The sequence below is a fragment of the Enterococcus sp. C76 genome (assembly GCF_040886985.1).
In the GTDB taxonomy this organism is placed as follows: Bacteria; Bacillota; Bacilli; order Lactobacillales; family Enterococcaceae; genus Enterococcus_B; species Enterococcus_B lactis.
The window spans coordinates 377,014-403,233 of the sequence record NZ_JBFOEY010000002.1; the positions used below are offsets into that span (position 1 = coordinate 377,014).

At 38.2% G+C, this 26,220-nt stretch carries 26 protein-coding genes; 6 read left to right on the forward strand and 20 right to left on the reverse strand.

From position 1 onward, the window contains the following. Positions 1–102 precede the first annotated feature (102 nt). The 3 genes from AB3I00_RS04290 (at position 103) to AB3I00_RS04300 (ending at position 2,962) form a co-directional block, all read left to right on the forward strand. Positions 103–684 carry a recombinase family protein gene (locus AB3I00_RS04290; protein WP_002315503.1) on the forward strand — a complete coding sequence of 194 codons (582 nt, stop codon included), beginning with the start codon at positions 103–105 and terminating at the stop codon, positions 682–684. 170 nt (positions 685–854) lie between these two features. Continuing rightward, the gene (gpmA, locus tag AB3I00_RS04295; protein ID WP_002294321.1) at positions 855–1,541 is read left to right on the forward strand and encodes a 2,3-diphosphoglycerate-dependent phosphoglycerate mutase; all 687 of its coding nucleotides are present in this window, start codon (positions 855–857) and stop codon (positions 1,539–1,541) included. Positions 1,542–2,095: 554 nt separating this feature from the next. Then, on the forward strand, positions 2,096–2,962 hold the full coding sequence (locus AB3I00_RS04300; protein WP_002319341.1) for a carbohydrate binding domain-containing protein: 867 nt from the start codon (positions 2,096–2,098) through the stop codon (positions 2,960–2,962). 394 nt (positions 2,963–3,356) lie between these two features. Here AB3I00_RS04300 and deoD read toward each other — a convergent pair whose 3' ends face one another. The 12 genes from deoD to AB3I00_RS04360 all read right to left on the reverse strand — a co-directional run bounded on the left by deoD (position 3,357) and on the right by AB3I00_RS04360 (position 15,691). Then, positions 3,357–4,064, reverse strand: coding sequence for a purine-nucleoside phosphorylase (deoD, locus tag AB3I00_RS04305; protein ID WP_002291121.1), 708 nt, complete (start codon positions 4,062–4,064; stop codon positions 3,357–3,359). Between the two features lie 16 nt (positions 4,065–4,080). Beyond that, positions 4,081–4,899, reverse strand: coding sequence for a purine-nucleoside phosphorylase (locus tag AB3I00_RS04310; RefSeq protein WP_002319339.1), 819 nt, complete (start codon positions 4,897–4,899; stop codon positions 4,081–4,083). 24 nt (positions 4,900–4,923) lie between these two features. Beyond that, a complete protein-coding gene (gene deoB / locus AB3I00_RS04315; RefSeq protein WP_002291118.1) occupies positions 4,924–6,090 on the reverse strand; it encodes a phosphopentomutase in 1,167 nt (388 codons plus the stop codon). A gap of 98 nt (positions 6,091–6,188) precedes the next feature. Next, positions 6,189–7,145: an ABC transporter permease gene (locus AB3I00_RS04320; protein ID WP_368024805.1), complete on the reverse strand. Its 957-nt coding sequence runs from the start codon at positions 7,143–7,145 to the stop codon at positions 6,189–6,191. After that, the gene (locus AB3I00_RS04325; RefSeq protein ID WP_002291115.1) at positions 7,145–8,278 is read right to left on the reverse strand and encodes an ABC transporter permease; all 1,134 of its coding nucleotides are present in this window, start codon (positions 8,276–8,278) and stop codon (positions 7,145–7,147) included. The genes AB3I00_RS04320 and AB3I00_RS04325 overlap by 1 nt, the downstream gene beginning before the upstream one ends. Next, positions 8,271–9,833 (reverse strand): ABC transporter ATP-binding protein, encoded by a 1,563-nt coding sequence (locus tag AB3I00_RS04330; RefSeq protein WP_002291113.1) that lies wholly within the window; start codon positions 9,831–9,833, stop codon positions 8,271–8,273. Before AB3I00_RS04330 ends, AB3I00_RS04325 begins: the two co-directional genes overlap by 8 nt. Positions 9,834–10,044: 211 nt before the next feature. Beyond that, positions 10,045–11,127, reverse strand: coding sequence for a BMP family protein (locus tag AB3I00_RS04335; RefSeq protein WP_002291111.1), 1,083 nt, complete (start codon positions 11,125–11,127; stop codon positions 10,045–10,047). A gap of 65 nt (positions 11,128–11,192) precedes the next feature. Beyond that, a complete protein-coding gene (locus tag AB3I00_RS04340) occupies positions 11,193–11,591 on the reverse strand; it encodes a cytidine deaminase (RefSeq protein ID WP_002291109.1) in 399 nt (132 codons plus the stop codon). 18 nt (positions 11,592–11,609) lie between these two features. Then, positions 11,610–12,272: a deoxyribose-phosphate aldolase gene (deoC, locus tag AB3I00_RS04345; RefSeq protein WP_002291107.1), complete on the reverse strand. Its 663-nt coding sequence runs from the start codon at positions 12,270–12,272 to the stop codon at positions 11,610–11,612. Positions 12,273–12,318: 46 nt separating this feature from the next. Beyond that, on the reverse strand, positions 12,319–13,620 hold the full coding sequence (locus tag AB3I00_RS04350) for a pyrimidine-nucleoside phosphorylase (RefSeq protein ID WP_368024806.1): 1,302 nt from the start codon (positions 13,618–13,620) through the stop codon (positions 12,319–12,321). 140 nt (positions 13,621–13,760) lie between these two features. Further along, on the reverse strand, positions 13,761–14,777 hold the full coding sequence (locus AB3I00_RS04355) for a LacI family DNA-binding transcriptional regulator (protein ID WP_002291103.1): 1,017 nt from the start codon (positions 14,775–14,777) through the stop codon (positions 13,761–13,763). 308 nt (positions 14,778–15,085) lie between these two features. Continuing rightward, entirely contained in the window at positions 15,086–15,691 is a 606-nt protein-coding gene (locus tag AB3I00_RS04360; RefSeq protein ID WP_002309852.1) for a class I SAM-dependent methyltransferase, read from the reverse strand. A gap of 195 nt (positions 15,692–15,886) precedes the next feature. Here AB3I00_RS04360 and coaA point away from each other — a divergent pair, with 195 nt between their 5' ends. Beyond that, positions 15,887–16,810, forward strand: a complete 924-nt coding sequence (gene coaA / locus AB3I00_RS04365) for a type I pantothenate kinase (RefSeq protein ID WP_002288627.1) — start codon at positions 15,887–15,889, stop codon at positions 16,808–16,810. A 58-nt stretch (positions 16,811–16,868) separates the two neighbouring features. After that, a complete protein-coding gene (guaA, locus tag AB3I00_RS04370) occupies positions 16,869–18,434 on the forward strand; it encodes a glutamine-hydrolyzing GMP synthase (protein WP_024635746.1) in 1,566 nt (521 codons plus the stop codon). A gap of 162 nt (positions 18,435–18,596) precedes the next feature. Here the strand turns inward: guaA and AB3I00_RS04375 are convergent, their stop codons facing one another. From AB3I00_RS04375 to AB3I00_RS04385, 3 genes are all read right to left on the reverse strand, one after another. After that, entirely contained in the window at positions 18,597–19,763 is a 1,167-nt protein-coding gene (locus AB3I00_RS04375) for an ImmA/IrrE family metallo-endopeptidase (RefSeq protein ID WP_070770283.1), read from the reverse strand. A 37-nt stretch (positions 19,764–19,800) separates the two neighbouring features. Beyond that, positions 19,801–20,520, reverse strand: coding sequence for a hypothetical protein (locus AB3I00_RS04380; protein WP_070770282.1), 720 nt, complete (start codon positions 20,518–20,520; stop codon positions 19,801–19,803). A gap of 193 nt (positions 20,521–20,713) precedes the next feature. Further along, complete coding sequence (locus AB3I00_RS04385; protein ID WP_258080495.1) at positions 20,714–21,229, reverse strand: site-specific integrase; 516 nt, start codon at positions 21,227–21,229, stop codon at positions 20,714–20,716. Between the two features lie 119 nt (positions 21,230–21,348). Between AB3I00_RS04385 and AB3I00_RS04390 the strand changes: the two genes are divergently transcribed. Continuing rightward, the gene (locus tag AB3I00_RS04390) at positions 21,349–21,702 is read left to right on the forward strand and encodes a hypothetical protein (protein ID WP_033705020.1); all 354 of its coding nucleotides are present in this window, start codon (positions 21,349–21,351) and stop codon (positions 21,700–21,702) included. A 24-nt stretch (positions 21,703–21,726) separates the two neighbouring features. Here AB3I00_RS04390 and AB3I00_RS04395 read toward each other — a convergent pair whose 3' ends face one another. From AB3I00_RS04395 to ribD, 5 genes are all read right to left on the reverse strand, one after another. Further along, positions 21,727–22,347, reverse strand: a complete 621-nt coding sequence (locus tag AB3I00_RS04395) for a restriction endonuclease (protein WP_368024807.1) — start codon at positions 22,345–22,347, stop codon at positions 21,727–21,729. Positions 22,348–22,841: 494 nt separating this feature from the next. Beyond that, positions 22,842–23,303 (reverse strand): 6,7-dimethyl-8-ribityllumazine synthase, encoded by a 462-nt coding sequence (gene ribE, locus AB3I00_RS04400; RefSeq protein ID WP_002315494.1) that lies wholly within the window; start codon positions 23,301–23,303, stop codon positions 22,842–22,844. Between the two features lie 18 nt (positions 23,304–23,321). Next, complete coding sequence (locus AB3I00_RS04405; RefSeq protein WP_002315493.1) at positions 23,322–24,497, reverse strand: bifunctional 3,4-dihydroxy-2-butanone-4-phosphate synthase/GTP cyclohydrolase II; 1,176 nt, start codon at positions 24,495–24,497, stop codon at positions 23,322–23,324. Next, positions 24,494–25,114, reverse strand: a complete 621-nt coding sequence (locus AB3I00_RS04410) for a riboflavin synthase (protein ID WP_002315492.1) — start codon at positions 25,112–25,114, stop codon at positions 24,494–24,496. The genes AB3I00_RS04405 and AB3I00_RS04410 overlap by 4 nt, the downstream gene beginning before the upstream one ends. Continuing rightward, complete coding sequence (gene ribD / locus AB3I00_RS04415) at positions 25,099–26,172, reverse strand: bifunctional diaminohydroxyphosphoribosylaminopyrimidine deaminase/5-amino-6-(5-phosphoribosylamino)uracil reductase RibD (RefSeq protein WP_070703996.1); 1,074 nt, start codon at positions 26,170–26,172, stop codon at positions 25,099–25,101. Before ribD ends, AB3I00_RS04410 begins: the two co-directional genes overlap by 16 nt. Positions 26,173–26,220: the final 48 nt, after the last annotated feature.

The window sequence follows — 26,220 nt, forward strand, 5'->3', positions numbered from 1 at the left end:
AGACAGCGGAAAATTTGCGAAAAAACTATCTTTTTGACGTACTTTATGCTACATTTTTACTGTTATATCCAGTTAGAAAATCACTGCTAGAAAGGAATCACCATGAAAATTATTGGTTATGCACGCACAACCATAAATGATGTTGATTTAACAACTCAGGTTGAACAATTATCTGACTTTGGTTGTCAAGAAATTTTCCATGAGACATATGAAGTGGAACAAAACGATGCTACTGCTGTTCATTTGGAGTCAGTGATTGCTGACATGCAGCAAGGCGATGCACTAGTCGTCTGCCAACTTCATCGATTGGGCAAATCTACACGGCAATTAACAGAACTTACGCAATTATTCAAAGACCGCGGGCTGCACTTGGTTAGCATTGATGAAGGAATCGATACGCGCGAAATGGGGAAAATCTATTTCCAATTGATGGAAAACCTGGCAAACATGGAGTGCGCATTGATCAAAGAACGTACATTAGTTGGATTAGATGAAGCTCGTAAAAAAGGAAAAATCGGCGGAAGACCAAAAATCGATGCAAAAACGATCAAAAAAATCCGACGTCTCTATTATGAAAAAAAAGAAACAATCCAATTTATTTCTTCAAAATGCGGTGTTTCAGTTGGAACATGTTATAAATATATCAATTTGCCTGAAAAAGAAATCGAGCAATTATGCATCTAATGCCTAAAAACGAACAGTGCTTTCGCAGCTGTTCGTTTTTTTATCTTCTCTACTCGTTTTCTCATAGAATCTTATCCAATTTTTCGATGGAAATCTCTTCCAAAAAATTGTACAATAAAACAGAACTGAAATTTTCAGAAATATAAACCTATCTTAAAGGAGAGCTAAACATGCCAAAATTAGTTTTTTCTCGTCACGGTCTTAGTGAATGGAATGCATTGAACCAATTTACTGGTTGGGCTGATGTAAACCTAGCACCAGAAGGAATCGAAGAAGCAAAAGAAGGCGGACGCAAAATCAAAGAAGCTGGAATCGAATTTGATGTTGCCTATACTTCTGTTTTAACTCGTGCAATCAAAACATGTAACTTGATCTTAGAATATTCAGATCAACTTTGGGTACCACAAATCAAATCATGGCGCTTGAACGAACGTCACTATGGTAAATTACAAGGTTTGAACAAAAAAGAAACAGCTGAAAAATACGGCGACGAACAAGTACACATCTGGCGTCGTTCTTACGATACTCTTCCTCCATTAATGGAAGAAACTGACGAAGGTTCTGCAGCAAACGACCGTCGTTACGCAATGTTAGACAAACGCGATATTCCTGGTGGCGAAAACTTGAAAGTGACATTAGAACGTGCTTTGCCATTCTGGCAAGATGAAATTGCTCCAGCATTACTAGACAACAAAACTGTTTTAGTAGCTGCACACGGTAACTCATTACGCGCTCTAGCTAAACATATCGAAGGTATCTCTGACGAAGACATCATGGATCTTGAAATCCCAACAGGTCAACCACTTGTTTATGAATTAAATGATGACTTAACAGTGGCTAAAAAATACTACCTATAATAGATACTCTATTGTAAATAAGACAGCCCTCTCACCTCCTATTATTGTAAGAGATGAAGGGGCTGTTTTTTTAGATATTGGAAGACGGTAGTCTTGGCTATCTAATGCGAATGACATCAATTTACATAATAACTATATGATTATAATAGTAAGTACTGTTTGAATAAACAAAAAATGAAGAGAGAAGGCGTAGCATTGAGAGAAAAAAGAATGTCTGACAATCATTCAGATGTGGAGCGAACATTTTTTGTAGAAACTTATTTAAATTTCATTCTTTTATCCTGTTTCTAAGAGGAAGTTTTCATTTGTATGAGCTATCACCACAACTCTCCATCTTTTCTTATGTTGCTAATAAATGAAGTTTAGATAAAAGTCAACCTCATAAAACTATTTATTTTATCATTTTTTTCTAATGATGAATGTTATATAGAAAAAAGTGTTTACACGACCGCTATTTTCTCGGTTATGATTAATTTGTGAGATACAGACAGACTACACGGCTGCATCTTACAAACAAAATCAAAAAATAAAAATATAGAGTGAGGAGAGACAAGATGATCAAAAGTAATTTAAAAACAGTGATGGCAGCAGGTATGGTATTTTTAAGTTTAGGAGGATCCGTTTCGACATTCGCAACAAGTCTATCAACAACTGACTTCGTTAGTACAAGTAAACAGGCCATTGAGCAACAATTGTATATCCATAATGGTGACTTTAATGACGGGTTTGATCATTGGATCACTAGTGGCCAAGAGCCAAATAATCCCATACTTCAAACCGTTAATGGAAATAACTTTGCTTTAGCAAGAAATGGTGAAAATGTTCATCAATACGTGACATTAAAACCAAGTACCACGTATACATTTAGTTATGATGTTGCAGCAAGCGAATCAGCACCCGGACGTGTTGAATTAGGGATCATGAATCATGATGTCGGTTTTGATGTATTAGAGAGCAGTGAACATAATAATGAGAACTGGGAACGTGGCAAACTTACTTTTACGACTCCAGACGATGAAAATACATACCTTATACGATTTGCTTCTACATGGAATGGTTGGGCGAAATATGACAATATCCAAGTGGAAACAGGCGTAACAGAAACAAACATGTTGTCTGTAGGGCGAGAAGGCTCTCGAGCATTTGCTTATTTAACATTGACACCTGAACTTTTTCACAATAATCAAGACAGATGGGTCGTTTACATTGATGGAAGATATCGTTTTGAAACATTTGACGGCACAGCATACTATAGCATTCCAAGAATAGTTGATGGTAATATTCAAGTACGTCACGAAATTCCTGGAAAAGCAGGACAGCGAGTAGAAGTATATCGCCTACCAGGACGTCCTGGATCAAGCTCCTCACTTGAGCACGCTGTATTATTCGAAACACTTATTATTGATGCAGACTTGATTTAAGTTGAATTTTTCATTCTTCAAACATCATCACATGAGCAATTGAATGATTAAGGTATTCATTTAGACGAAACCACCAACAGAAGATGACTCATTTGTCACATCCTGTTGGTGGCCTAGTTCGGAACAGAAAGAGCGTAACTCGCTTCTTTCTGTTCTTTTTTATTTGATTAAGATTGTGCCATTCGTCTGCAATTTAAAAGGAATGTCGATTCACATTTTAGAGATTCAAATGGTTGACTTTAGGTTGACTTTAGGAGGACTCTCGAAGTAACTGAAGCAACGGTTGTCATTGATTTCAGGTTATGTGAGACAGTTTCTGCAAAAAAATGTGACTGACAAATTTCTATTAATAGAAGTTTAGGCAGTCACACTTTCTTGCTATTTAGCTATTACTTTACCCTTGAATCGCCGTTTCCAATCCTACTTCGATCATTTCATTGAACGTCGATTGACGTTCTGCAGCTGTTGTTTCTTCCCCAGTAATCAAATGGTCGCTAACGGTCATCAAACTTAATGTCTGCACATGGTATTTCGCGCCTAAGTAATAAAGAGCCGCTGCTTCCATTTCCACTCCTAATACGCCAAGTTCAGCTAATTGGAATGTCTCTGTCAAATCATCTTTGTAGAAAGAATCTTCCGAAAGGACATTTCCTACATGAACCGTATAGCCCTTTTCTTTAGCTATCTCATATGCTTTCAGTAATAGATTGAAATCACTGATTGGCGGAAAATGAAAGGCTTGGAAATTTTTTTCGATCATCGAAGAGCTGGTTGCTGCGCCTTGCGCTAGTACCAAATCACGAACATGGACATCTTTTGACAATGCCCCGCATGTACCTACTCGGATCAATTTCTTTACGCCATATGACTGGATCAATTCATGGGCATAGATGGTGGCTGATGGCATCCCCATCCCTGTTCCTTGAACAGAAATACGTTCGCCTTTATATTTGCCGGTAAAGCCTAGCATACCACGGACCTGATTGTAGCAAACTGGCTCTTCCAAAAAAGTCTCCGCAATATATTTAGCTCGTAAAGGGTCTCCCGGAAGTAAAATCTTATCGGCGATCTCGCCTTCTTTCGCTTCGATATGCACACTCATTTTGTTGCTCCTCCTATTACAATAATGTCAATGTTTCTTTAACCAATGCTTTAAAAGATTGTTTGACTCTCTGAGTTGTTTCTACAACTTCTTCATGGCTCAGATTCGCTTGCATGCCTGCTGCTAAGTTGGTAATACAAGAGATTCCTAACACTTTTAATCCGCTATGAGCTGCTACGATGACTTCTGGAACAGTCGACATCCCTACTGCATCGGCTCCTATTGTCCGAGACATCCGAATCTCAGCAGGCGTTTCATAAGTTGGGCCAGAATAGCCCATATATACGCCTTCTTTAAGATCCAAACCTAGTTTTTCTGCAGCTGCTTTTGCTGTTGCTTGATAGTCAGGCGTATAAGCTTGACTCATATCTGGGAATCTAGGACCCATTTCATCTTCATTCGGGCCGATCAAAGGATTTTCACCAGTAAAATTGATGTGATCGGTAATCAGCATCAAATCTCCTGGTACGAAGGATTCATTGACACCGCCACATGCGTTGGTCACAATGACTGAATGGGCACCTAGTCCGGCCATCACACGTACTGGATAGGTCACTGTTTGCATGGAATGACCTTCATAGTAGTGGAATCTTCCTTGCATGGCTAACACTTTTTTGCCTGCTAGAGATCCGTAAACCAGCCGTCCTGCATGTCCAACTACTGTCGAAACAGGAAAGAACGGGATCTCATCATAAGAAATCATTACAGCATCTTCGATTTCATCTGCTAATTCACCTAATCCTGAACCTAGGATCAAACCAAAATCAATTTCTTTTACTCCTTTATCAAGGATAAACTGGGTCGTTTCTTGTAACATCTCGCTTAACTTGGTCATTTGCTTTCTCCTATTTTAAAAAGATTATTTTAATAATTTTAAGAAGCTTTCGCCATTTTCAGTCGAAGAAACACTAAAGTTCTCAGCAATCGTTGCGGAGATATCAGAATAATACCCTTGAGGCAACGCCCCTTGTTCTTTCATTTTTTTACTGTAGACCAATAACGGTACATATTCTCGCGTATGATCGGTACCAGTAAATGTCGGATCGTTTCCGTGATCGGCTGTAATCATTAGCAAGTCGTCTTCTTCCATGGCTTCAAGCAGTTCTGGGATCCGCAAGTCAAATTCTTCAATCGCATGCGCATAACCGACTACATCCCGGCGATGACCGTATAATGCATCAAAATCTACTAAATTGGTAAAGCTGATACCTGTAAACTCTTTTTTCATAACGTTCAGCAACTGGTCGACGCCATCCATATTACTTTTCGTGCGGACAGATTCAGTGATTCCTTGTCCATTGAAAATATCGTTGATCTTTCCTACAGCAATCACGTCTTTTCCTGCTTCTTTCAAAGAATCGAGGACCGTGTGTCCGAATGGATCCAACGCATAATCATGACGATTGCTTGTTCGTGTGAAGTCTCCTGGTTCTCCCACATATGGACGTGCAATGATTCGACCAATCATGTACGGGTCATCTTTTGTTATATCACGAACGAATTGGCAAACCCGGTATAGTTCTTCTAAAGGAATGATTTCTTCATGTGCCGCGATCTGAAGGACAGGATCAGCAGAAGTATATACGATTAAATCGCCTGTTTTCATTTGGTGTTCACCGTAATCGTCAATCACAGCCGTTCCGCTATATGGTTTGTTGCATACGACTTTACGGCCAGAAAACTCTTCGATTTGTTTGATCAGATCATCAGGGAATCCGTTCGGAAACACACGAAACGGCGTCTTGATATTCAATCCCATGATTTCCCAATGGCCTGTCATCGTATCTTTCCCTACAGAAACTTCTTCTAATTTCGTCGCATAGCCTTGATGATCTTTCACTGATTCCACACCTTCAAGAGGACGAATCGTTCCCAAACCAAGCTGCTCTAAATGCGGAATGTTCAATCCTGCTTCTTTTGCAATGTGTCCTAATGTATCAGAACCAACGTCACCGAACTTCTCGGCATCTGGTGCTTCTCCAATTCCTACTGAATCCATGACGATCAGATGTACGCGTTTAAACATGATTATTCCTTCTTTCTTTTTATTTTTATTACCTTTAAAACAAAAAGGGCGAGACGAAAAACACTTCCCGTAACCCACCCTTTTTATTCGCTAAAAGATTATTTTGATTTGACATAGTTCTTCCCGTTTGCTTTTGGTCCAGAAGCTTTCCCTAAGAAAACAACCAACACAATGATTGTCAGCAAATATGGAGCAATTTGCAGCAATACTGGTGGAATCGAAGAAATAACTGGTAATTGTGCACCGATGATACTCAAGCTTTGTGCAAAACCAAAGAACAGTGAGGCACCCATTGCGCCTAAAGGATTCCATTTACCAAAGATCATAGCAGCCATGGAGATGAACCCTTGTCCGACGATCGTCCCAGCTGAAAAGTTACCGGAAATCGACTGAGCAAAAACAGCACCGCCCATACCGCCTAACAAGCCTGAAATCAGCACGCCTGAATAACGCATAGCATATACATTGATACCTAATGTATCGGCAGCTTGAGGGTTTTCACCAACTGAACGGAGGCGTAAGCCGAATTTCGTCTTGAAGATGATCACCCAAGCAATGACAGCAATCAAAATTGCACAATAAGCAGGCAAGAATGTATTTTTGAAGAAAATTGGTCCAATGACCGGAATATCTGCTAAACCTGGGAAAGAGAAATATCCCAGATTCTGCGTGATGTTATCTGTTTGACCTTTCCCATACCATGCTTTGATCAAGAAAACACCTAAAGCTGGTGCCATCAGATTGATCACTGTACCGCTGATGATATGGTCAGCACGCAAGCTGACTGTTGCTACTGCGTGGATCAAAGAAAATAGGATACCTACGACGCCACCCACTAAAATAGCGATCCATGGCGTCATGGAACCAAGTGAGGGGCTCATCGTCAAGTTGAAAACGATGGAACTAAAAGCACCCATGACCATGATTCCCTCTAACCCTACGTTTACGATCCCGCTGCGTTCAGAAAACGTTCCGCCTAGTGATGTTAGAATTAACGGTGTTGAATAAACCAGTGTTGAAGTAAGAATCAAGGCAATTAATTCGATAGTCGACATTATAGTTCGCCTCCTTCATGGTTTTGATTCGTTGGCTTCGCTTCGATTGTCGCAACGATTTCTTCTTGTTTTTTTCCTTGGAAGAACTTAGCCATGACGAAACGAATCAAGAAATTGATCCCAACAAAGAAGATAATCAGAGCAATCGATACATTGACGATCTCAAACGGAACACCAGCTCCTGTCTGCATGCCAAGTCCGCCGATCTTCAAAATACTGAACAAAATCGCTGATAAAAGAATACCGATTGCTGATCCAGATCCAAGTAAGGAGACAGCCATTCCGTCAAATCCAATAGATAGCGAGGTCGTTTGAACGAAGAAGTTTTGATACGTTCCTAATCCTTCAACCACACCGCCAAGCCCTGCCAAAGCGCCAGAAATGACCATCGACAAAACGATCGTACGTTTACTGCTCATCCCTGCATACTCAGAAGCAAAAGGATTCAAACCAACGGAACGGATCTCAAATCCTAAAGTCGTTTTCTTCATCAATAGCCAAACGAAAATAAGCGCGATGATTGCTAAAAACAAACCTGAGTTTACGCGAGAGCCGCCAAAAGCTTGTGTCAACCAAGGTAACCGCAACGATGCATTTTGACTGATCATATTGGAAGAGTCCAAACTTGATCGGTAGCTTTCAGGCATCACTTCATGTAAAGCAAATGTGCTTACGTATAATAAGATATAGTTCATCATGATCGTTACGATCACTTCACTTGTTCCAAAGAATGCTCGTAGCAACCCAGGAACAGCCGCTGCCATCGCACCTGCTAAGGCACCTAGGATCACGCACAATGGAAGCAAAACAACTTTTGGAAGATCTGGAAAAGCAAGTGCCACCCAGACACTGACGATCCATCCGCAAAGCGCTTGTCCAGAAAGCCCGATATTGAAGAACCCAGCTGAGTTAGCTACAGAAAACCCTAATGCTGTAAAAATCAACGGCGTTGCTTGCCTTAATGTTTCACCGATTCCTCTTTGCGAACCAAGAGCTGCATCTAACATAGAAGAATAACCTTGGATGGGCTGAAAACCGAAAGCAGCCATCAATATCGCGCCTAAGATCAATCCTAAAACAACTGAAAGTACAGGCACTAATAAATTACGGAATTTCTCGCTGCGATCATTCATGTGCGCCAGCCCCCTTTTCTAACTCTTTTCGTGCTTCTTCTAAGGTATAGCCCGCCATCAATAGACCTAATTCATTTTCAGATGTTTCTTTCGGATCAACGATCCCGACGATTTCTCCTTCATGGATAACAGCAATACGATCCGAAACATTTAAAATTTCTTCTAGTTCGAAACTAATCAATAACACTGCTTTGTATTTGTCCCTTTGTTCGATCAGACGTTTATGAATAAATTCGATTGCACCTACATCCAGCCCACGAGTTGGATTTGCAACGATCAACAGATCAGGATCTCGGTCGACTTCCCGAGCGATGATTGCTTTTTGCTGATTTCCGCCTGATAAAGCTTTTGCAGGAACAAGTTCATTCGTTGTTCGAACATCATATTCTTCGATCAATTCTCTGGCATGTTCATTTATCACTGAATAATTCAGCATACCGTTTTTACTGTAAGGTTTTTGATGATACGTTTGCAGTGCAATGTTTTCAGACAATGTCATATCTAGGACCAACCCGTATTTATGACGGTCTTCTGGCACATGTCCTACACCATGTTCAGTGATCTTTCGAGGTTTTTTATTGGTGATGTCTTCCCCTTTTAGCTTGATATGTCCGCTTTCTGCCTTTCGCAAACCAGTCAAAGCTTGGATCAACTCCGACTGCCCGTTTCCATCGATTCCGGCGATACCAAGTACTTCGCCAGCACGAACCTCTAAGTTCAGGTTTTTCACGGCTTCTAATCCACGATTTTCTTTCACCACTAGATTTTCAATAGACAAAACGACTTCTTGAGGCTTCGCTTCTTTTTTCATCGTTTTGAATGAAACCGTTCTTCCGACCATCATATCAGCTAATTGCTGTGAGGTAACGTCTTTAACGTTGACTGTACCGATTCCTTTTCCACGGCGGATAACTGTACAACGGTCAGCTACTGCTTTGATTTCATCTAACTTATGCGTAATCAAAATGATTGACTTGCCTTCTTTGACTAATTCCTTCATGATCACGATTAATTCATCAATTTCCTGAGGGGTCAATACAGCTGTCGGCTCATCAAAAATCAGTACATCTGCTCCTCGGTAAAGTGTTTTTAAAATTTCTACCCGTTGTTCCATCCCAACTGAAATATCACGAACATAAGCATCCGGGTTGACTGATAATCCATATTGTTCAGAAACTTTTTGGATCTCTTTTCGCGCTTTTTTATGGTCAAGCATCCCTGCACGACTAGGTTCGCTTCCCAACACGATGTTTTCTGTTACAGTAAAGGCATCAACAAGCATAAAGTGCTGATGGACCATCCCAATCCCTAATTGATTGGCTTTTGTCGGGCTTGTGATCTGTACTTCTTTCCCACGCATCAAAATTTTCCCTGATGTCGGCTCTAATAATCCGGAAAGCACGTTCATCAATGTAGATTTGCCAGCACCGTTTTCTCCAAGCAACGCATGAATCTCTCCTGCCTTTACTTGTAAATTGATGTTGTCATTTGCCTTGAATGTTCCAAATTCTTTGGTAATATTCTGCATTTCTATGACAATATTTTCTTGAACCACCTTTTTTTCACATCCTAACGATTTCTATCTAGGGCAACGATTGACTAAGATTCACGCTTAGTGAGCGTTCTTCTTTTGAAACAAACATTACTTCAGGGAGTTGTTCCCTTATCCAAACTGTCTCAAGGCAGCTTAGATAAATGAACAATTCTTGTTCTAATCAAACCATAGCCTTGTCAAACATGTGTCTAACAAGGCTATAGAAATGGTTTTAGTTTTCTTCAGGAGTTTCTGGAACTTTTACGTCACCTGAAATGATTTTTTCTTTTGCTTCATCCACTGCTTTTTTCGCTTCATCAGAAAGTTGTCCTTCTGTTAGACCAACACCGTCTTCTTTCAATCCATAAACAGTGTGTTCACCACCAGGGAATTTACCGTCAGCTGATTTTTGTGCCAAATCTTCTACTACTGTTCCAACTGCTTTCAGTGTAGATGTCAATGTGAAGTTTTTCTTTTCGCCGTTCAATGTGTATTCGCCTTCGTCTGATTGGTCGCGGTCAACACCGATAACCCAAACTTTTTTGTCGCCTGATTCGTTCAATGATTTTGCTTCTTGGAATACACCGTTACCTGTACCACCTGAAGCATGGAAGATGATATCTGCATTTTGTGCATACATACCTTGAGCAATTGAACGTCCTTTATCTGGAGCAGAGAAGTCACCAGCATATTGGTTCAATACTTTGATTTCTTTTCCTAGTTCTTTCGCACCTGCATCAACACCGGCTTTGAATCCAGCATCAAAACGATCGATTACTTCACCTTTTACACCGCCGATAAAGCCGACTACGTTTGTTTCAGTCGTGTAAGCTGCTGCAATCCCTGCAAGATAAGAAGCTTCGTTGTCTTTGAATGTTGCAGATACAACGTTATCTAATCCGTCAATCACATCATCGATGATAACGAAGTTCGTACCTGTATTGTTTGTTGCTTGTTCTTGGATCGCTGGTTTTAGTTTATAACCAATACCAAAAATCGTTTTGAATCCAGCATTCAATGCTTGGTCGATATTTGGGATATAATCTGATTCGTTTGAAGATTGGAAGTATTGGAAGCCATCATTGCCTCGTGAAAGACCTTGATCTTTCCCCCATTTTTGTAATCCTTCCCAAGCTGACTGGTTGAATGAACGGTCGTCTACCCCACCTGTATCTGTGATCAATGCTGCAGTTGTTGTGTCTGATGAGCTTTTGCCACCGGATGAATCAGTAGAGCCGTTGTTGCCGCATGCACCTAAAAATAACCCTGCTGCTAGTGCGACAGCACCTAAACCAAATAATTTTGCTTTTTTCATTTCTGTAAAGCCTCCTAAAATAATTGTTTTATTTTTCAACAGTCAGCTGACTGAATGAACATGAGTTATAGATCTTTTTCAGTAAATGCATAAGGCAGTAGTTCTCGAACGGTCGTTGCCTTCGTCACACCATTGTCTCCCACTAGCGTAACCGGCATATCAGGAGCACAGAACTCTGCCATTACTTGCCGACATGCACCACATGGAGAAATAGGATCAGGGGTGTGCCCTGCTACGACTAAATGGGTAAACGATCTTTCTCCTTCTGATACGGCTTTGAAGAAAGCTGTGCGCTCGGCACAATTCGTTAATCCAAATGATGCATTCTCGATGTTGATACCTTGATAAATCTTGCCTGATTCTGTTACGAGACAAGCACCTACCGGAAAATGGGAATAAGGAACGTATGCTTTATCTAACGCTTCAATAGCTGTGTTGATCCATTCTTGTTTGAGTTCTGCCATGAGTTTCTCCTTTGAAAATTAATAGCCTTCGCCAGTTGAACCAGATACGATTGCTACTCCTGCGCTTGTTCCGATTCTTGTAGCACCTGCTTCGATCATTGCCATTGCTTCTTCTTCGTTATGGATACCGCCAGAAGCTTTGACGCCCATTTCTGGTCCTACCGTTTCACGCATCAAGCGGACATCCTCTACCTTTGCACCACCCGTTGAGAAACCAGTTGATGTTTTGACAAAATCAGCGCCTGCAGCTTTTGCTAATTCGCATGCTCGGATGATTTCTTCTCTATCTAATAAAGATGTTTCGATGATCACTTTGACAAGTGCACGATCTTTTGCTGCTTCAACAACTGCTTCGATATCTTTTTGAACTTTTTGATCATCTTTTGATTTCAACGCACCGATATTGATGACCATATCGACTTCATCTGCACCGTTATTGATGGCATCTGTCGTTTCAAATGCTTTTGTCTCGGATGTGTTTGCTCCTAAAGGAAACCCGATCACTGTACATACGGCTACTGGTTCGCCTTGTAATTGTTCTTTTGCTAGCGCAACCCATGCTGGATTGATGCAGACAGAGTAAAAATGATATTTTTTCGCTTCTTCGATAATTTGCATCACAGCTTCTTTAGATGCGTCTGCTTTCAAAATAGTATGGTCGATCATTCGGTTTAGTTCCATTTCTTTTCCCCTTTTCTTTCAAACGGTAAAATCCTCTTTTTTCCTTTTATTCTGTGATAATGTCATGAATCAATGTTGGCTTCATTGCTGACTCGCCAATTTCAATATTTTTATATAATAATTCAACAACCGAAGAGATTTCTTTATCATTACTATAGATTGTCAATAATGACTCGCCCTTTGTCACAGTGTCCCCGATTTTTTTATGCAGTTTCAATCCAACGGCGTGATCAATATCGTCTTCTTTGGTTTTACGCCCAGCACCTAGCATCATTGCAGCAATTCCTAATTCGTTTGCCACGATTTTTGACACGACTCCGCTTTGTTTAGCAGGAAGCTCCATTGTGTACTGTGCAGTCAAAATTCGTTCTGGTTGTTCCACGATCGTTGGGTCTCCCCCTTGATTTTGGATCATTTCTTTGAATTTTGCTAACGCTTTACCTGATTCCAGAGCTTCTTGAAGCAACGTTCTTGCTTCATCGATTGTTTTAGCTTTGCCAGCAAGGACAACCATTTGGCTTCCTAAGGCGTAGCACATTTCTACTAGATCTTCTGGACCATTTCCTTGTAATGTTTCGATTGCCTCGACAACTTCTAGACTATTTCCGATTGCTTCGCCAAGAGGTTCTGACATATCCGAGATTACCGCCACTGTTTCTCGGTTCGCTAGTTTGCCAATGCTTGTCATGGTTTTTGCCAGACGTCTTGCATCTTCGATATTCTTCATGAAAGCACCGTCTCCAGTGGTCACATCCAAAACGATTGCATCTGCTCCTGCCGCGATCTTTTTACTCATAATCGAACTGGCAATCAGCGGAAGAGAATCAACGGTCGCTGTGACGTCACGCAAAGCGTACAATTTTTTGTCCGCCGGTGCCAAGTTTCCTGATTGACCGATTACTGCTACTTTGCTTTCATTAACAATGCGCACGAATGCTTCATCCGAAAGCTCGATCTGAAATCCGGGAATTGCTTCTAGCTTGTCTAATGTGCCACCTGTGTAACCTAGACCGCGTCCAGACATTTTAGCCACTGTCACTCCGACACTAGCTACTAGGGGGGCTAAAATCAATGTGGTCGTGTCACCAACGCCACCTGTCGAATGCTTATCTACCTTTATTCCTTCAAGAGAACTCAAATCGATGACATCACCAGAATTAGCAATCGCCAATGTTAAGTTCGTGATTTCTTCATTTGTCATGTCTTGATAAAAAATTGCCATCAATAATGCACTGACTTGATAATCTGGAATCTTTCCATTCGTATAGTTTGTGACGATGTACTCGATTTCCTCTTTCGACAGCTCGTTTCCATCCCTCTTTTTTTCAATCAGATCCACCATTCGCATTGCCTGATCCTCCTTGTCTTCATTCGGTATTATACATTATTTTTAGGAAAGGTAAACCACTTTAGTAAACTGGTTTACTAAAAATAAAAAAAGCACTAACTCGCCTTTGTAAATGCTTACATAAGCAATATACCGCCGAGTTAGCCCTTTGTCAATACTTTTACGCTCTCACGAATAATTAATTTTGTTTCGAATACTTTGTTCGGAACTTTTCTTTGAGGAAATTCGATCGTATCGATCAGGAAACGTGCAGCATAAAATCCAATATCAAAACTTGGTTGCTGCACTGTCGTCAATTGCGGAATCATGTATTCTGACAGTTTTAATCCATCGAATCCTATGACAGAGATATCTTCTGGGATTTTTTTGCCCAATTCATCTATCGCCTGATAGCAGCCGATCGCCATGGCATCATTCCCGCAAAAAATAGCCGTGATATCTTTATGTTTGAGTAATTTTTTTGATGCAGTATAGCCACCTTGGACAGTCAACTCTCCATGTTCAACAAATTTCCCATTAAAAGGCAGGCCATGATCTTTCAGCGCATGACGATATCCGTTGAAACGTTCTTCTAATTGATAGTATCCAGTGGTTTCCTTCAGCATGCCGATCTTCGTATGGCCGCTTTCAATAAATAGTGAAACGGCTTGATAGGCGCCCTCATATTCCTTTACGATAAGCCGTCCGTTATCCCGACGATTCAATCCGCGATCGATTAAAATAATCGGCATTTTTTGATAAAATCCGCTGTCTAATGCGTATTTCTCAGGTAAAATATTTGGTGTTGCCAGCAAGATCCCATCCACTGAGCGGTGGGAAAGCTCTTGTAAATACTTGATCTCATTTTCTTGGCTATGACGAGAATTGCATAACATGATCACATAGCCCAAAGGATTCAAATAGCTCTCTACACCTTCGATCAGTTTGGAGAAGAAGAAATCAGTGACATCAGGGACGATCATTCCGATGGTCTTTGAATGTCGATTGATCACATTTGAAGCGAAATAATCGGGTTTATAATGATGTTCATTCACGATCGACAACACTTTTTTTCTTGTCTTATCACTAAATCGGCTTCCTTTGTTATTCAAAATCTGTGAGACAGTTGTTACTGATACCCCTGCCATTTCTGCAATATCTCTGATGGTCAGCTTCACCCTAGTGGCTCCCTTCTATCTAAATTCCCTATCAGTGTACCAAAACCCCCAAGAAAAGAATAGAGAAAAAAAGAAAGTATGTTTTTTGATAAAAATCTCCTTTATCTACCAACTTGGCAGCGTTCTATACAAGTTCTGTATCTTATTTATTTTATCGTAAAAAACAACGACTCTGTTCCTACTATTTCTTTTTGAAGAAAAAAATAGTTCTTTGTTTTTAAAAACTTCTCAACAAAAAAAGAACTGATACGTACCCTTACATGCACGCCCAGTTCCACTTTTTCGTCGCTCTATTATTTTTCAGCTAGTTATTCTTTCACACTTTTGATGATATAATATCCTTTATCTTTTGTGACGATTTCTGCATTGCCAAATGTTTCTTCCATCTTCTTTTGCGCACTCGGCGCTCCTTGTTTCTTCTGGATCACAATTGTCAGTGTACCGCCCTGCTTCAACCGAGGATATGCGCCTGTCAAGATTTCATGTACGACTTTTTTTCCAGCACGGATTGGCGGATTGCTGACAATAGCTGCATAGGTTTCTTCATGAAGTACTTCATAGATATTTGATTGATGGATGTCCACTTGTTCGATTTGGTTACGCTTTGCGTTTCCTTGCGCTAGACTCACTGCTCGCTCATTAATGTCGACCATTTCAACAAACCGTTGTGTCGCAAATGCCAAAGCTAGCCCAATCGGTCCATACCCGCATCCCACATCTAAGATCTTTCCTTCATCAGGTAACTCTTCCCAATCAAAAGCATCAATCAGGACACGTGAACCATAATCCACTGTTTCACGTGAAAATACACCAGAATCAGTTACAAATTGAAAGGTTCTGCCTTTTAACTCAAAAGCCCATTGTTCAAAATCGTGCGCCGTATCTGGGCGTTCAGAATAGTAATGATTTGTCATGTCTTCCATCCTTCTCGTTTCTTTCATGTCAACAGTCTATCCTTTTATGTATCCGTACGCAAGTCAAGAATAAAACTCCTTTTCTTTCTATTATAAAGATTGTACAAAAAGATTGGCAATCTCTCTTAAGTGGTGGGGTTTGTGTTTATTTTGTGTTAAAATAGTTCCATTGATGGGAGAACGCAGGAGGCTAATATGAATGATCCAATGAACTACTACCGTGTGGCAAGAGAAGAATGGCGAGAATTTTATCGTAATGGGCAAGCACCTTTGACACAAGATGAACTAGATAATATCAAAAGTTTGAATGACCGCATTTCCATGCAGGATGTTCGAGATATCTACGTACCTCTTGCTCATCTGATATATCTATATATGAAAGAATTCGAATCTTTGTTCTTGAGTAAAGGTTTATTTCTTCATAAATATGTAGAAGTACCGCCTTTTATCATCGGGATTGCCGGAAGCGTAGCCGTTGGAAAAAGTACCACAGCCAGACTGCTGCAGACGATTTTGTCTCGTACCTTCAAACGAAGAAATGTTCAGCTGATCACGACTGATGGATTTCTTTATCCAAATCGTATATTAAAAGAGCGTGGAATCATGGATCGCAAAGGATTTCCTGAAAGTTATGATATGGAGATGCTGATCGACTTCTTGAATCGTGTAAAATCTGGTCAGGAAGAGATAAAAGTACCTGTTTACTCACATGATGTATATGATATCATTCCAGATAAGTACGAGCTGATCCAGCAACCTGATATCTTGATCGTTGAGGGGATCAATACGCTTCAATTACCTGCGAATCAGCAAATCTACGTCAGCGACTTTTTTGATTTTTCTGTCTATGTCGATGCCGATCCCGTGCTGATCGAAAAATGGTATTTGGATCGTTTTGGCGCGTTACTGGATACGGCTTTCCAAAATCCAGAGAATTATTATTATCGTTTTGCTATCGGAGATCGTGAAGAAGCCTTTAAAATGGCAAAAGATGTATGGAAAAATGTGAATTTGAAAAATTTACAGGAATATATCTTGCCTACACGAGGAAGAGCCGATATAATTCTCCATAAAACTGAAAATCATATTATCGATTCGATTTTCATGCGAAAATATTAGCATTTTAAAATAGTTTGACTATTTTGAGATAAAATTTAAAGGGATAGGGGTAATAAATTTGACAAACGTTGCCGATATGACGAACGTTGAAAAGATTATCGTATTAGACTACGGTAGTCAGTATAACCAATTGATCACAAGACGTATTCGTGATCTTGGAGTCTTTTCCGAATTATTGAGCCACCGCATTACTGCAGAAGAAGTAAAAGCGATGAATCCAAAGGGAATCATTCTTTCTGGCGGACCAAACAGTGTATATGATGAGAATGCATTTGGGATCGATCCTGAGATCTTCAATTTAGGTATTCCTGTATTAGGGATTTGCTATGGTATGCAATTGATCACATACAAACTTGGCGGTTCCGTAGAGCCTGCTAAAAACCGCGAATATGGGAAAGCCTTGTTAGAAGTAACAAGCGATCAAGCTGTCTTGTTTAAAGAAACACCAAAACAACAAACAGTATGGATGAGCCATGGTGACTTGGTAACTAAAGTTCCTGAAGGCTTTGAAACAGTCGGAACAAGCAAAGATTGTCCGATTGCTTCTATCCAAGACACAACACGTAATTTTTATGGTATCCAATTCCATGCAGAAGTACGTCATTCCGAATACGGAATCGAATTGTTGCGCCACTTTGCCTTTGATGTTTGCCACTGTGAAGGTAACTGGACAATGGATAACTTTATTGATATGCAAGTAGAAAAAATCCGTGAACAAGTTGGTGACAAAAAAGTCTTGCTTGGTCTCTCAGGCGGCGTTGATTCTAGTGTCGTTGGGGTTCTTTTACAAAAAGCGATTGGTAACCAATTGACATCTATCTTCGTTGACCATGGTCTGCTACGCAAAGGCGAAGCGGAACAAGTAATGGAAAGTCTAGGCGGAAAATTCGGCTTGAACATCATCAAAGTCGATGCAAGAGATCGCTTCTTAGACAAGTTGAAAGGTGTATCTGACCCAGAACAAAAACGTAAAATCATTGGGAATGAATTCGTATATGTTTTTGATGACGAAGCAACAAAACTTGCTGGTGAAGAAGGCGTCTCTTTCTTAGCACAAGGAACGTTGTATACTGACGTTATCGAATCTGGTACAGAAACAGCACAAACGATCAAATCTCACCATAATGTAGGTGGACTGCCAGAAGATATGCAATTTGAATTGATCGAACCATTAAACACACTATTCAAAGACGAAGTCCGTGAATTAGGTACTCAATTAGGCATGCCTGATTCAATCGTTTGGCGTCAGCCATTCCCTGGCCCTGGTCTTGGTATTCGTGTTCTTGGCGAAATCACTGAAGACAAGCTAGAAATCGTACGCGAATCTGATGCTATCTTGCGCGAAGAAATCGCAGCTGCTGGACTTGACCGTGATATCTGGCAATATTTCACTGTTCTTCCAGGAATCCGCTCTGTCGGTGTTATGGGTGACGGACGTACTTACGACTACACAGTCGGTATCCGTGCGGTGACTTCAATCGACGGAATGACAGCTGACTTTGCCCGTATCCCATGGGAAGTCTTGCAAAAAATCTCTGTACGTATCGTAAACGAAGTAGCCCATGTCAACCGCATCGTGTATGACATCACTTCTAAACCACCAGCAACAGTGGAGTGGGAATAATAAATAAACCGCTAGAAATGCCTATATTATAGGTTTTCTAGCGGTTTTCTTTTGGTGTGGTCACAGTTTGGTCACACTTGTGTTCATTATTCCTTTTTTTATCTGTCGTAAATTGATTCTTAGTTTCTCAAATCAAATATTTACTTTGATAAAACTTGTAAACTATACAGAACCAAAGTTAAGTTTTAAAACATTATTTAAATCTGTAAAGTTTTCTTCCTTTGTAAAGGGAACGAAGAAATCAGGTTCAATTGAAAACATTTCTTCTAATAAGCTCCTGTTAACCCTAAAATTATTTTCAATGCTTGATAAATCAGTTAACTTATTCGTTAGAACCAAGTTAAAAATACTACGGATTTTTCCGGGACGTTTAAATACAATCTCCCTATCTAAAGGTTCTTCTAATTTGTAATTTTTTATAGCAATTTGTCGATAAAAATAACTATGTTGTTTTGGTGTAAGAAACCCTAATTTGTAAGCTCTCATTTCAAGTGCTTGAATTGATACATTATATTTTGCCTTTAAAGAGATATAACTATCTGGATTTGAAATCTTTTTTATTTTTTCTAAATCTTCTTGAATAATATGTGAAGGCAATAAAAAGCACGAAGCAAAATAATCTGCTTCTCTTTCTACTTGTTGACGTTCATTTTTATCTAACAGAGAAAAGTCAACATATGGGTGTAGTAACAAATGTCCTAATTCATGAGCCAAATCAAAATTTCTTCTCACTGCTGATTTTTTTATACCTAATACAATGATCGGAACATCTTGTGTTGACCATGCACTATAAGCATCTGCCTTCCCACCAACATTCTTCTCTAAAACATAAATTCCTGCCTTTTCTAACGATAATAATAGATTACCATTATCAGGTTGAATATCTAAAAACTTTCTAGAAAGAGTAGCAATCTCTTCTATTTTTTCATTTGTTATTTCATCAAATAACATTTTAGAAATTTTTTGTCTAAGATCTAATAACTTATTAGGTGGCACATTTAAAAAACTTTCTAAATAACTAATTACTTTCGAAGCAACATTTAAATAAACTACCTCGCTATTAGTTTTTTTTCTTGAAGAAATATCTGCTTTTCTATATGCAACATTATTTTCAAAAAAAGTCTTTTCAATAATAATTTCTTCAAAGAAAAAAGAAGATTTCACTTGTAAAATTTCTTTCATTTGTAAGATATTTTCAAATGACGGTTCTATCATTTGCTTTTCAAATTGCCATATAGATTGTTCAGACACGCGTAGTTTTTCTCCAAGTTCTTTACGTGAAAGACCATGCAACATCCTAATTATTTGCAGATTTTTCCCATAAAACATTGTGCTCTTCCTTTCTTAATACACTGCACTGGGAAAGCTAATTGGAGATTTCTTCTTCCTCTTTTGGAATTGTATAATCATAATCATAAAGATCACCAATTTCTTCTTTTTCACCAACTACAGCAGAATATTCTTCATCTTCTATAATTATAGACGTAGTTTGTAGATAAGGTGTTAAATTTTGAACTACATGTAATTCTTTTGTTTCATCATCAGGTAAAACAAGTAAAACTGATTCTATCACTTTTGCCGTATTAGTTTTATAAACCACTATATAAAAATTTTCATATTTTGATAACTCTTGTTCTGAAATCATTGGTTCTTCCAATGGAAGTTCTAATTGAATTGAGGTATTAGGCACTTTCTTTTGACCTTTACGAACTGAATTAAGGATAGGTTTATTAATCTTAGCATAATCAGACAAATATTGACTTACCTTTTTCTTTTTTTCTTTTGAGAAAGTTTGCTGTAATCTATAGTCGTTTTTTACGATAAAAAGAGAAGGTTTTTCTCCACCAAAGGAAAACTCTAAATATTCCCAACTTTCGCCTGCTTTTTCGCGTTTATTTTTTGCAAAATTAAAAGTTTTTCTAGCAACACCGTCATCAATAAAGTTACCTTTTGTAAAAGCAAAACCAGCGGAAACTTTCAATTTTTCTTTCATCTCTTTACGAATATCTAGATATTCTTTATAACCAAGTAATAACCCATCAACAACTAATTGTGCTTCTTCTGCATTGAGAACTTCATTTTCCATTTGTACAACTCCAATCTACTTATATTTGAAGTCATTATATCCTATTTATTTTAAAAATTGAAGAAAAGAATACAAAATAGATATTTTTTTTAAAGTGAATCTAAAAAAATGAAAAGAAAAATACTTATCAAAATATGCCTCTCTTATTATGGTTTTTAACTAAAACAAAAACAGTATAGCATATTATTATATATCATTTTGTTTCTTTTGCTGTAAACTGATTCTTAGTTTCAGGTGTCAGATTGCTTTTAGAAAAATTAGTTTGGATAGATCCAGTCAAATCATTCGCTATCTCTCTCAATGAATTTGGATACAAATGACCATAAGAAGTAGGTATTCCATTATAAGAAAGTACAAACGACATGCCTCCTATTGAATCTTGACGCTCCTTCCAATCTTTTAAAAAGGTAATTGTATCGTCGTCTTGTTCGATTGTACGAATACTAGAAGCTGTTTTGGGTTCTACAAACTCATAGGTTTTGGCATTCTTATAATAGAGTGGTTTATTCACACGCAAGTTTTTATTTTCAAAATCAATATCTTTCCAACTTAATGCAGTGGCTTCTCCCAAACGCATACCGGTCATAAAAAGTAACCAAATACAAATAAAACCACAATGTTGGTACAAATCATCAATATAAAAAGTTGAAATAACTTTTTCAAATTCTTCTTTTGTCCAAAAATCAACTGTAGTTTTCTTTTTCTTCACATTTCCAATAACTTTTGCAGGATTTTTTCAAGTAGTCCCAAAACCACTGCTTGGTCTAATGACATCTGAAAAATCCCATATATGTTTCTTACATGTGTGAAAGAAGAAATTTCACTGAAATGCATGAAATTGTTCATCTTTATAAAGATATTCCTTATGTGAGAGAAGGACATACATTTTCTGATATGATTTCAGAAAATGGTTATTTATCAGAAGACTTGCCTAAAGAATATCGCGCTAATGTTGGAGCTAGTATCTTAATGGCAAATGACTCAGCTTTAAAATATGCGCTCTATCGATTCTCTTCTTTTGAAGAAGTAGCAAAATATTTTTTCATGAGTAAATCAGCCTTATTCAACCGATTAACAGAGTATTTAATTTTTAATAAAAATTGCCATCCCGATTATGCTCGAAGCTTAATAAACAATTATAGATACAGAAATAACAAAGAATTTTTTAGTATATTCTATTAACATAATGCTTATTTTAATACCTTACTAACTAAACGACTTTTCTGTATTCTTACATTCAGGATACATAGTACAAGCTCTAAAATAACTATGGTTGCTCTCACTCCATTTATCTACAATAAAGCCAGATTCACATTTTGGACATTTGACAACTTTTTCAGGTAAACTTTTTAAAAAAATATATTTTTCCATAGTTTTTGGGATCAAGTTATTCAATAGCTGTAACAATCCATATCTATCATACCATTCAATATTTTGTGCCTTTTCATTCTTTTCTATTTCCATGTATACATATGGATTAAATAAGGAAGTAGTGATAAATAGTTTATTTGTCCAACCTTTATCTGAAATTCCAGAATAATGTTTGATATAGTCTACTGTAATAATTTTCGGCGCTTTAGTATTTAAACGGTAATGTTTTGCTTGTACTGCAATACATTCATCATCTTTTTTTATAATTAAATCTATATTGTTGTCTCCTGTATATACATATCTATCTTTTTGATATTCTTTTTTTGTTACTTCAACTTCATAATTAGCTAATCGAAAAACAGCTGCTAAAAATTGTTCAAAATAATCTCCCTGCTGTCTCCAACCAGTTTTACCTACGGAAAACTCTTTATCCATATTATTTAAAAAATCTATCACTATGGTTTCATCATCACTTTGTACAAAAGATAACCCTTTTACTTCACGATACTTTTTAGATAAAACTTCTTTTGAATTTATTTCTTATTTCTTATGTGTAACTTTTTGTAAAAAACTTTTAAGCATAAGCACTACTCCTAATAAATAATTTGTTTCACAATATATAATTATAATAACTCTAAACAAGTATTATTTATATATTTCATAAAAAATTTTTTACAAAAAGTCCAGATTCACTAGGTATATTCGCATAAGAAAATCATTTTACAAATCAATTTTTGTATTAAATTTCATTGTTTTTTTACTTTTCTTTTTAATGGCAAAATATTACAGAAATTATAATTACATACGTGACCATTTTACTTATCAAAAATACCTGTCAGGATAATCCTTGACAGGCACTTTTGATATTAATAACTGCGTTTGTTGTATTCAGTAAACTGAAGGTTTATATTTTCGCAGTAAACTCGTCATACTCTAAAAATTAGGAATTTTCAAATTTGTTGTGAAAGAGAGATCATTTCAATTAACCCTTGAGCAGCTTCACTACCTTTATTCCCTGCTTTCGTCCCTGCTCTTTCAATTGCTTGCTCAATGGATTCTGTGGTTAATACACCGAACATCACGGGAATATCGGATTCTAGGTTAATATGTGCGACTCCTTTTGCTACCTCATTGGAAACTAATTCATAATGAGTAGTTGCGCCTCTGATCACTGTCCCCAACGTAATCAACCCATCATAACTATCCTTTTTGCTGAGTTTTTTGGTAATAAAAGGAATTTCAAAGGCTCCTGGTACCCAATATATATCAATTTGTTCTTCTTTAACGCCGTGTCTTTTTAAATTATCCAATGCTCCTTGCAATAATTTTTGATTGATAAATTCATTAAATCGCGCGACTACAATTCCTATTCGAAGATCCCTTGGAGAATAATTTCCTTCATAAATTGTCATTTTCTTGCTCCTTTATTTTTATACTGATAAGTAATGGTGGAACTTATCTCTTTTTGTTTTTAAATAGGCTTGGTTTTCCTTTTGTGGAACGGTTTCAATGGGTACCCTATCGACAATCGTAATTCCATCCTGTTGTAGCTCTGTTACTTTATCGGGATTGTTTGTAAGTAATCGAATGGACGTTGCACCAATTGATTTTAAAATATCTGCTGCAAAGTGATAATCTCGTTCATCCGGAGCAAACCCCAATTCAATATTTGCTTCATAAGTATCAAGTCCTTGTTCTTGTAATTGATAAGCTTTTAGCTTATTCCTCAATCCGATCCCACGACCTTCTTGACGAAGATAAAGAATAGCCCCAGTCCCCTCTTTCTCAATCATTCTCATCGCTTCATGTAACTGTTCACCACAATCGCAACGATGAGACCCGAAGACATCACCGGTTAAACATTCTGAATGAACTCGGACTAATGTAGGAGATTGACTATTTTGAATATCTCCTTTTGTTAACAATAAATGCTCCCGCTTTTCTCCATCTTCATAAATCGTCAATTTGAAATCACCATAATCTGTCGGTAAGTTTACTGTTATATGACTACTTTCTTCTAAAAATTTTACCAACTCATCAATAGTAATTAAGGGTAACTGCCATTTTTCAGATAAACGGGTCAGGTCTTTCATCCTTGCCATCGTTCCATCCTCTTTTAGGATCTCGCAAATATAAGCAGCCTCTACGCTATTAGCTAATTTCGCTAAATCAATCGCAGCTTCAGTGTGTCCTCGACGTACAAGCGTTCCGCCCTCTACACTAATCAAAGGGAAAATATGTCCTGGTCTAAGAAAATCATTTGATTTCGAATGAGGATCAGCCAATGCTTGAATGGAAGTTGCTCGATCAAATGCGGAAATACCAGTCTTCGTATGTTTATGATCCACACTAATCGTAAAAGCTGTACCAAACGCATCCGTATTATGAGCTGTCATTTCTCCTAAAGACAAGCGTTGCGCAATGCTCTTAGATAGTGGCGCACAGATTAATCCTCGACCAAACTTTGTCATAAAATTGACCGCCTCAGGTGTCACATATTCGGCTAAACCAACCAGATCTCCTTCTGATTCTCTATCTTCATCATCAGCTACAATGATTAGCCCACCCTTTTTCAGGGTCTTTATTGCTTCAGTAATATTACTCATAGTAAGTCCTTCTCCTTATACATTTCAAATTTATTTCTCTGTGCCTTTACATATTTTCCAACCATATCCGTTTCTATATTCACAAAATGTCCTACACTTAAATTTCCCAGATTTGTCAAGGATTTGGAATGTGGAATCAGACTAACTGAAAAGCTTGCTGTTGTTGTTTCCGTCACTGTTAAACTTACTCCATTAATTGCAATTGATCCTTGTGGAATGATTTCACCTGCATATTTGGTTGGATAAGCAAACGTCAAAACTAATGCATTTTGATTCTCTACTTTCTTAATCAACCTTGTAACAGTATCAATATGTCCCGCAACAAAATGTCCTTCAAAACGTTGCATCATCAAAACTGCTCGTTCTAAATTGACTCTATCGCCCACTTTTACGGTGGAAAAAGTGGTCCGTTGAAAAGTTTCAGGCATTATTTCAGCTTTAAAAAATGTACTTGAAACCTCAATAGCAGTTAAACATACCCCATTGACTGCCATACTATCACCAATGTTGTAATCACTTAGTATACTGTTGGAAGCCTGAAAAGTGAGTTGGATCATTTGCTGGTTTCGTCTAATTTCTTTGACTATTCCTTGTTCGGCGATTAATCCTGTGAACATTGCTTTCGTTTCCCCCTCACTCGAATGTCTTCTCCAAGCTGTTCAACTTCCAAAAATTCTAATTGCTGGTCTTTAGAGACTAAACGTTCACTATGAAAGGACATCGGACTTGTTCCCCCAAAAAGTTTGGGCGCAATATAACTGATGACTTCGTCCCAGAGACTTTCTGCTAAAAAAGCATCATGGATTTTCGCTCCTCCTTCTACGTACAACGACTGAACACCTTTCTTTCTCATGGTCTCAATAAAGAAGGCAAAAGAAAACTTAGGTGTATAAAAAATTGTTACATGGGGGAATATTTCCTTTAGCTCATGATTTTCCGTAAATATCCAAACCGGACTTGTTGTCTTTTGAAAAAGATTGAGTTCAGGACTTTTAAGAATCCGCCCTCTACGATCCAAAACGATGCGCACTGGCGGGAAAATATTTTCAGCATCAGGCAACAAATGAGGGTTATCAACTAGAACAGTTTCGCTCCCCACCACGATTCCTTGGTATTCTCCTCGCTCTTTCCGTACTCTTGAAATGGCCTTTGGGCTTGTTATTGAGTGCCGAGAACCTTTCTTTATAGAAATCTTCCCATCTAGTGTAACGGCTTGTTTTAGTGTGATATAGGGACGATCCATTTCAAAAAAGTGGTTATAAAAAGGATTCAGTGCTCTACATTTCTCTTCTTCCACACCTACAATTACTTTGATTCCATGCTTTTGTAGAAATTCTCTGCCTTTTCCTGCCACTAAAGGATTCGGATCAAGCTGACCTATGACTACTGTTGTGATACCAGACTGAACAATGGCTTGCGTACAAGGTGGCTGTTTTCCTTGGTGGTTACAAGGTTCTAAAGTAACATATAAAGTTGAATTAAACAGTTCTTCGGGGGAACTACAATTTTGAATAGCATTTACTTCAGCGTGGGACTCGCCATAATGTAAATGGGCACCTAGTGAGATTAGCTTTCCTTCTTTTACAATTGCTGCTCCAACTAATGGATTGGTAAAGGTATTTCCCTTTCCTTTTTTTGCTTCTGCAATCGCAGCTAGCATGAAAGACTGGTGCATATAAATTCCCCCTTTCAACAAAAAAAAGCCCTGCGAATTTAATCACAG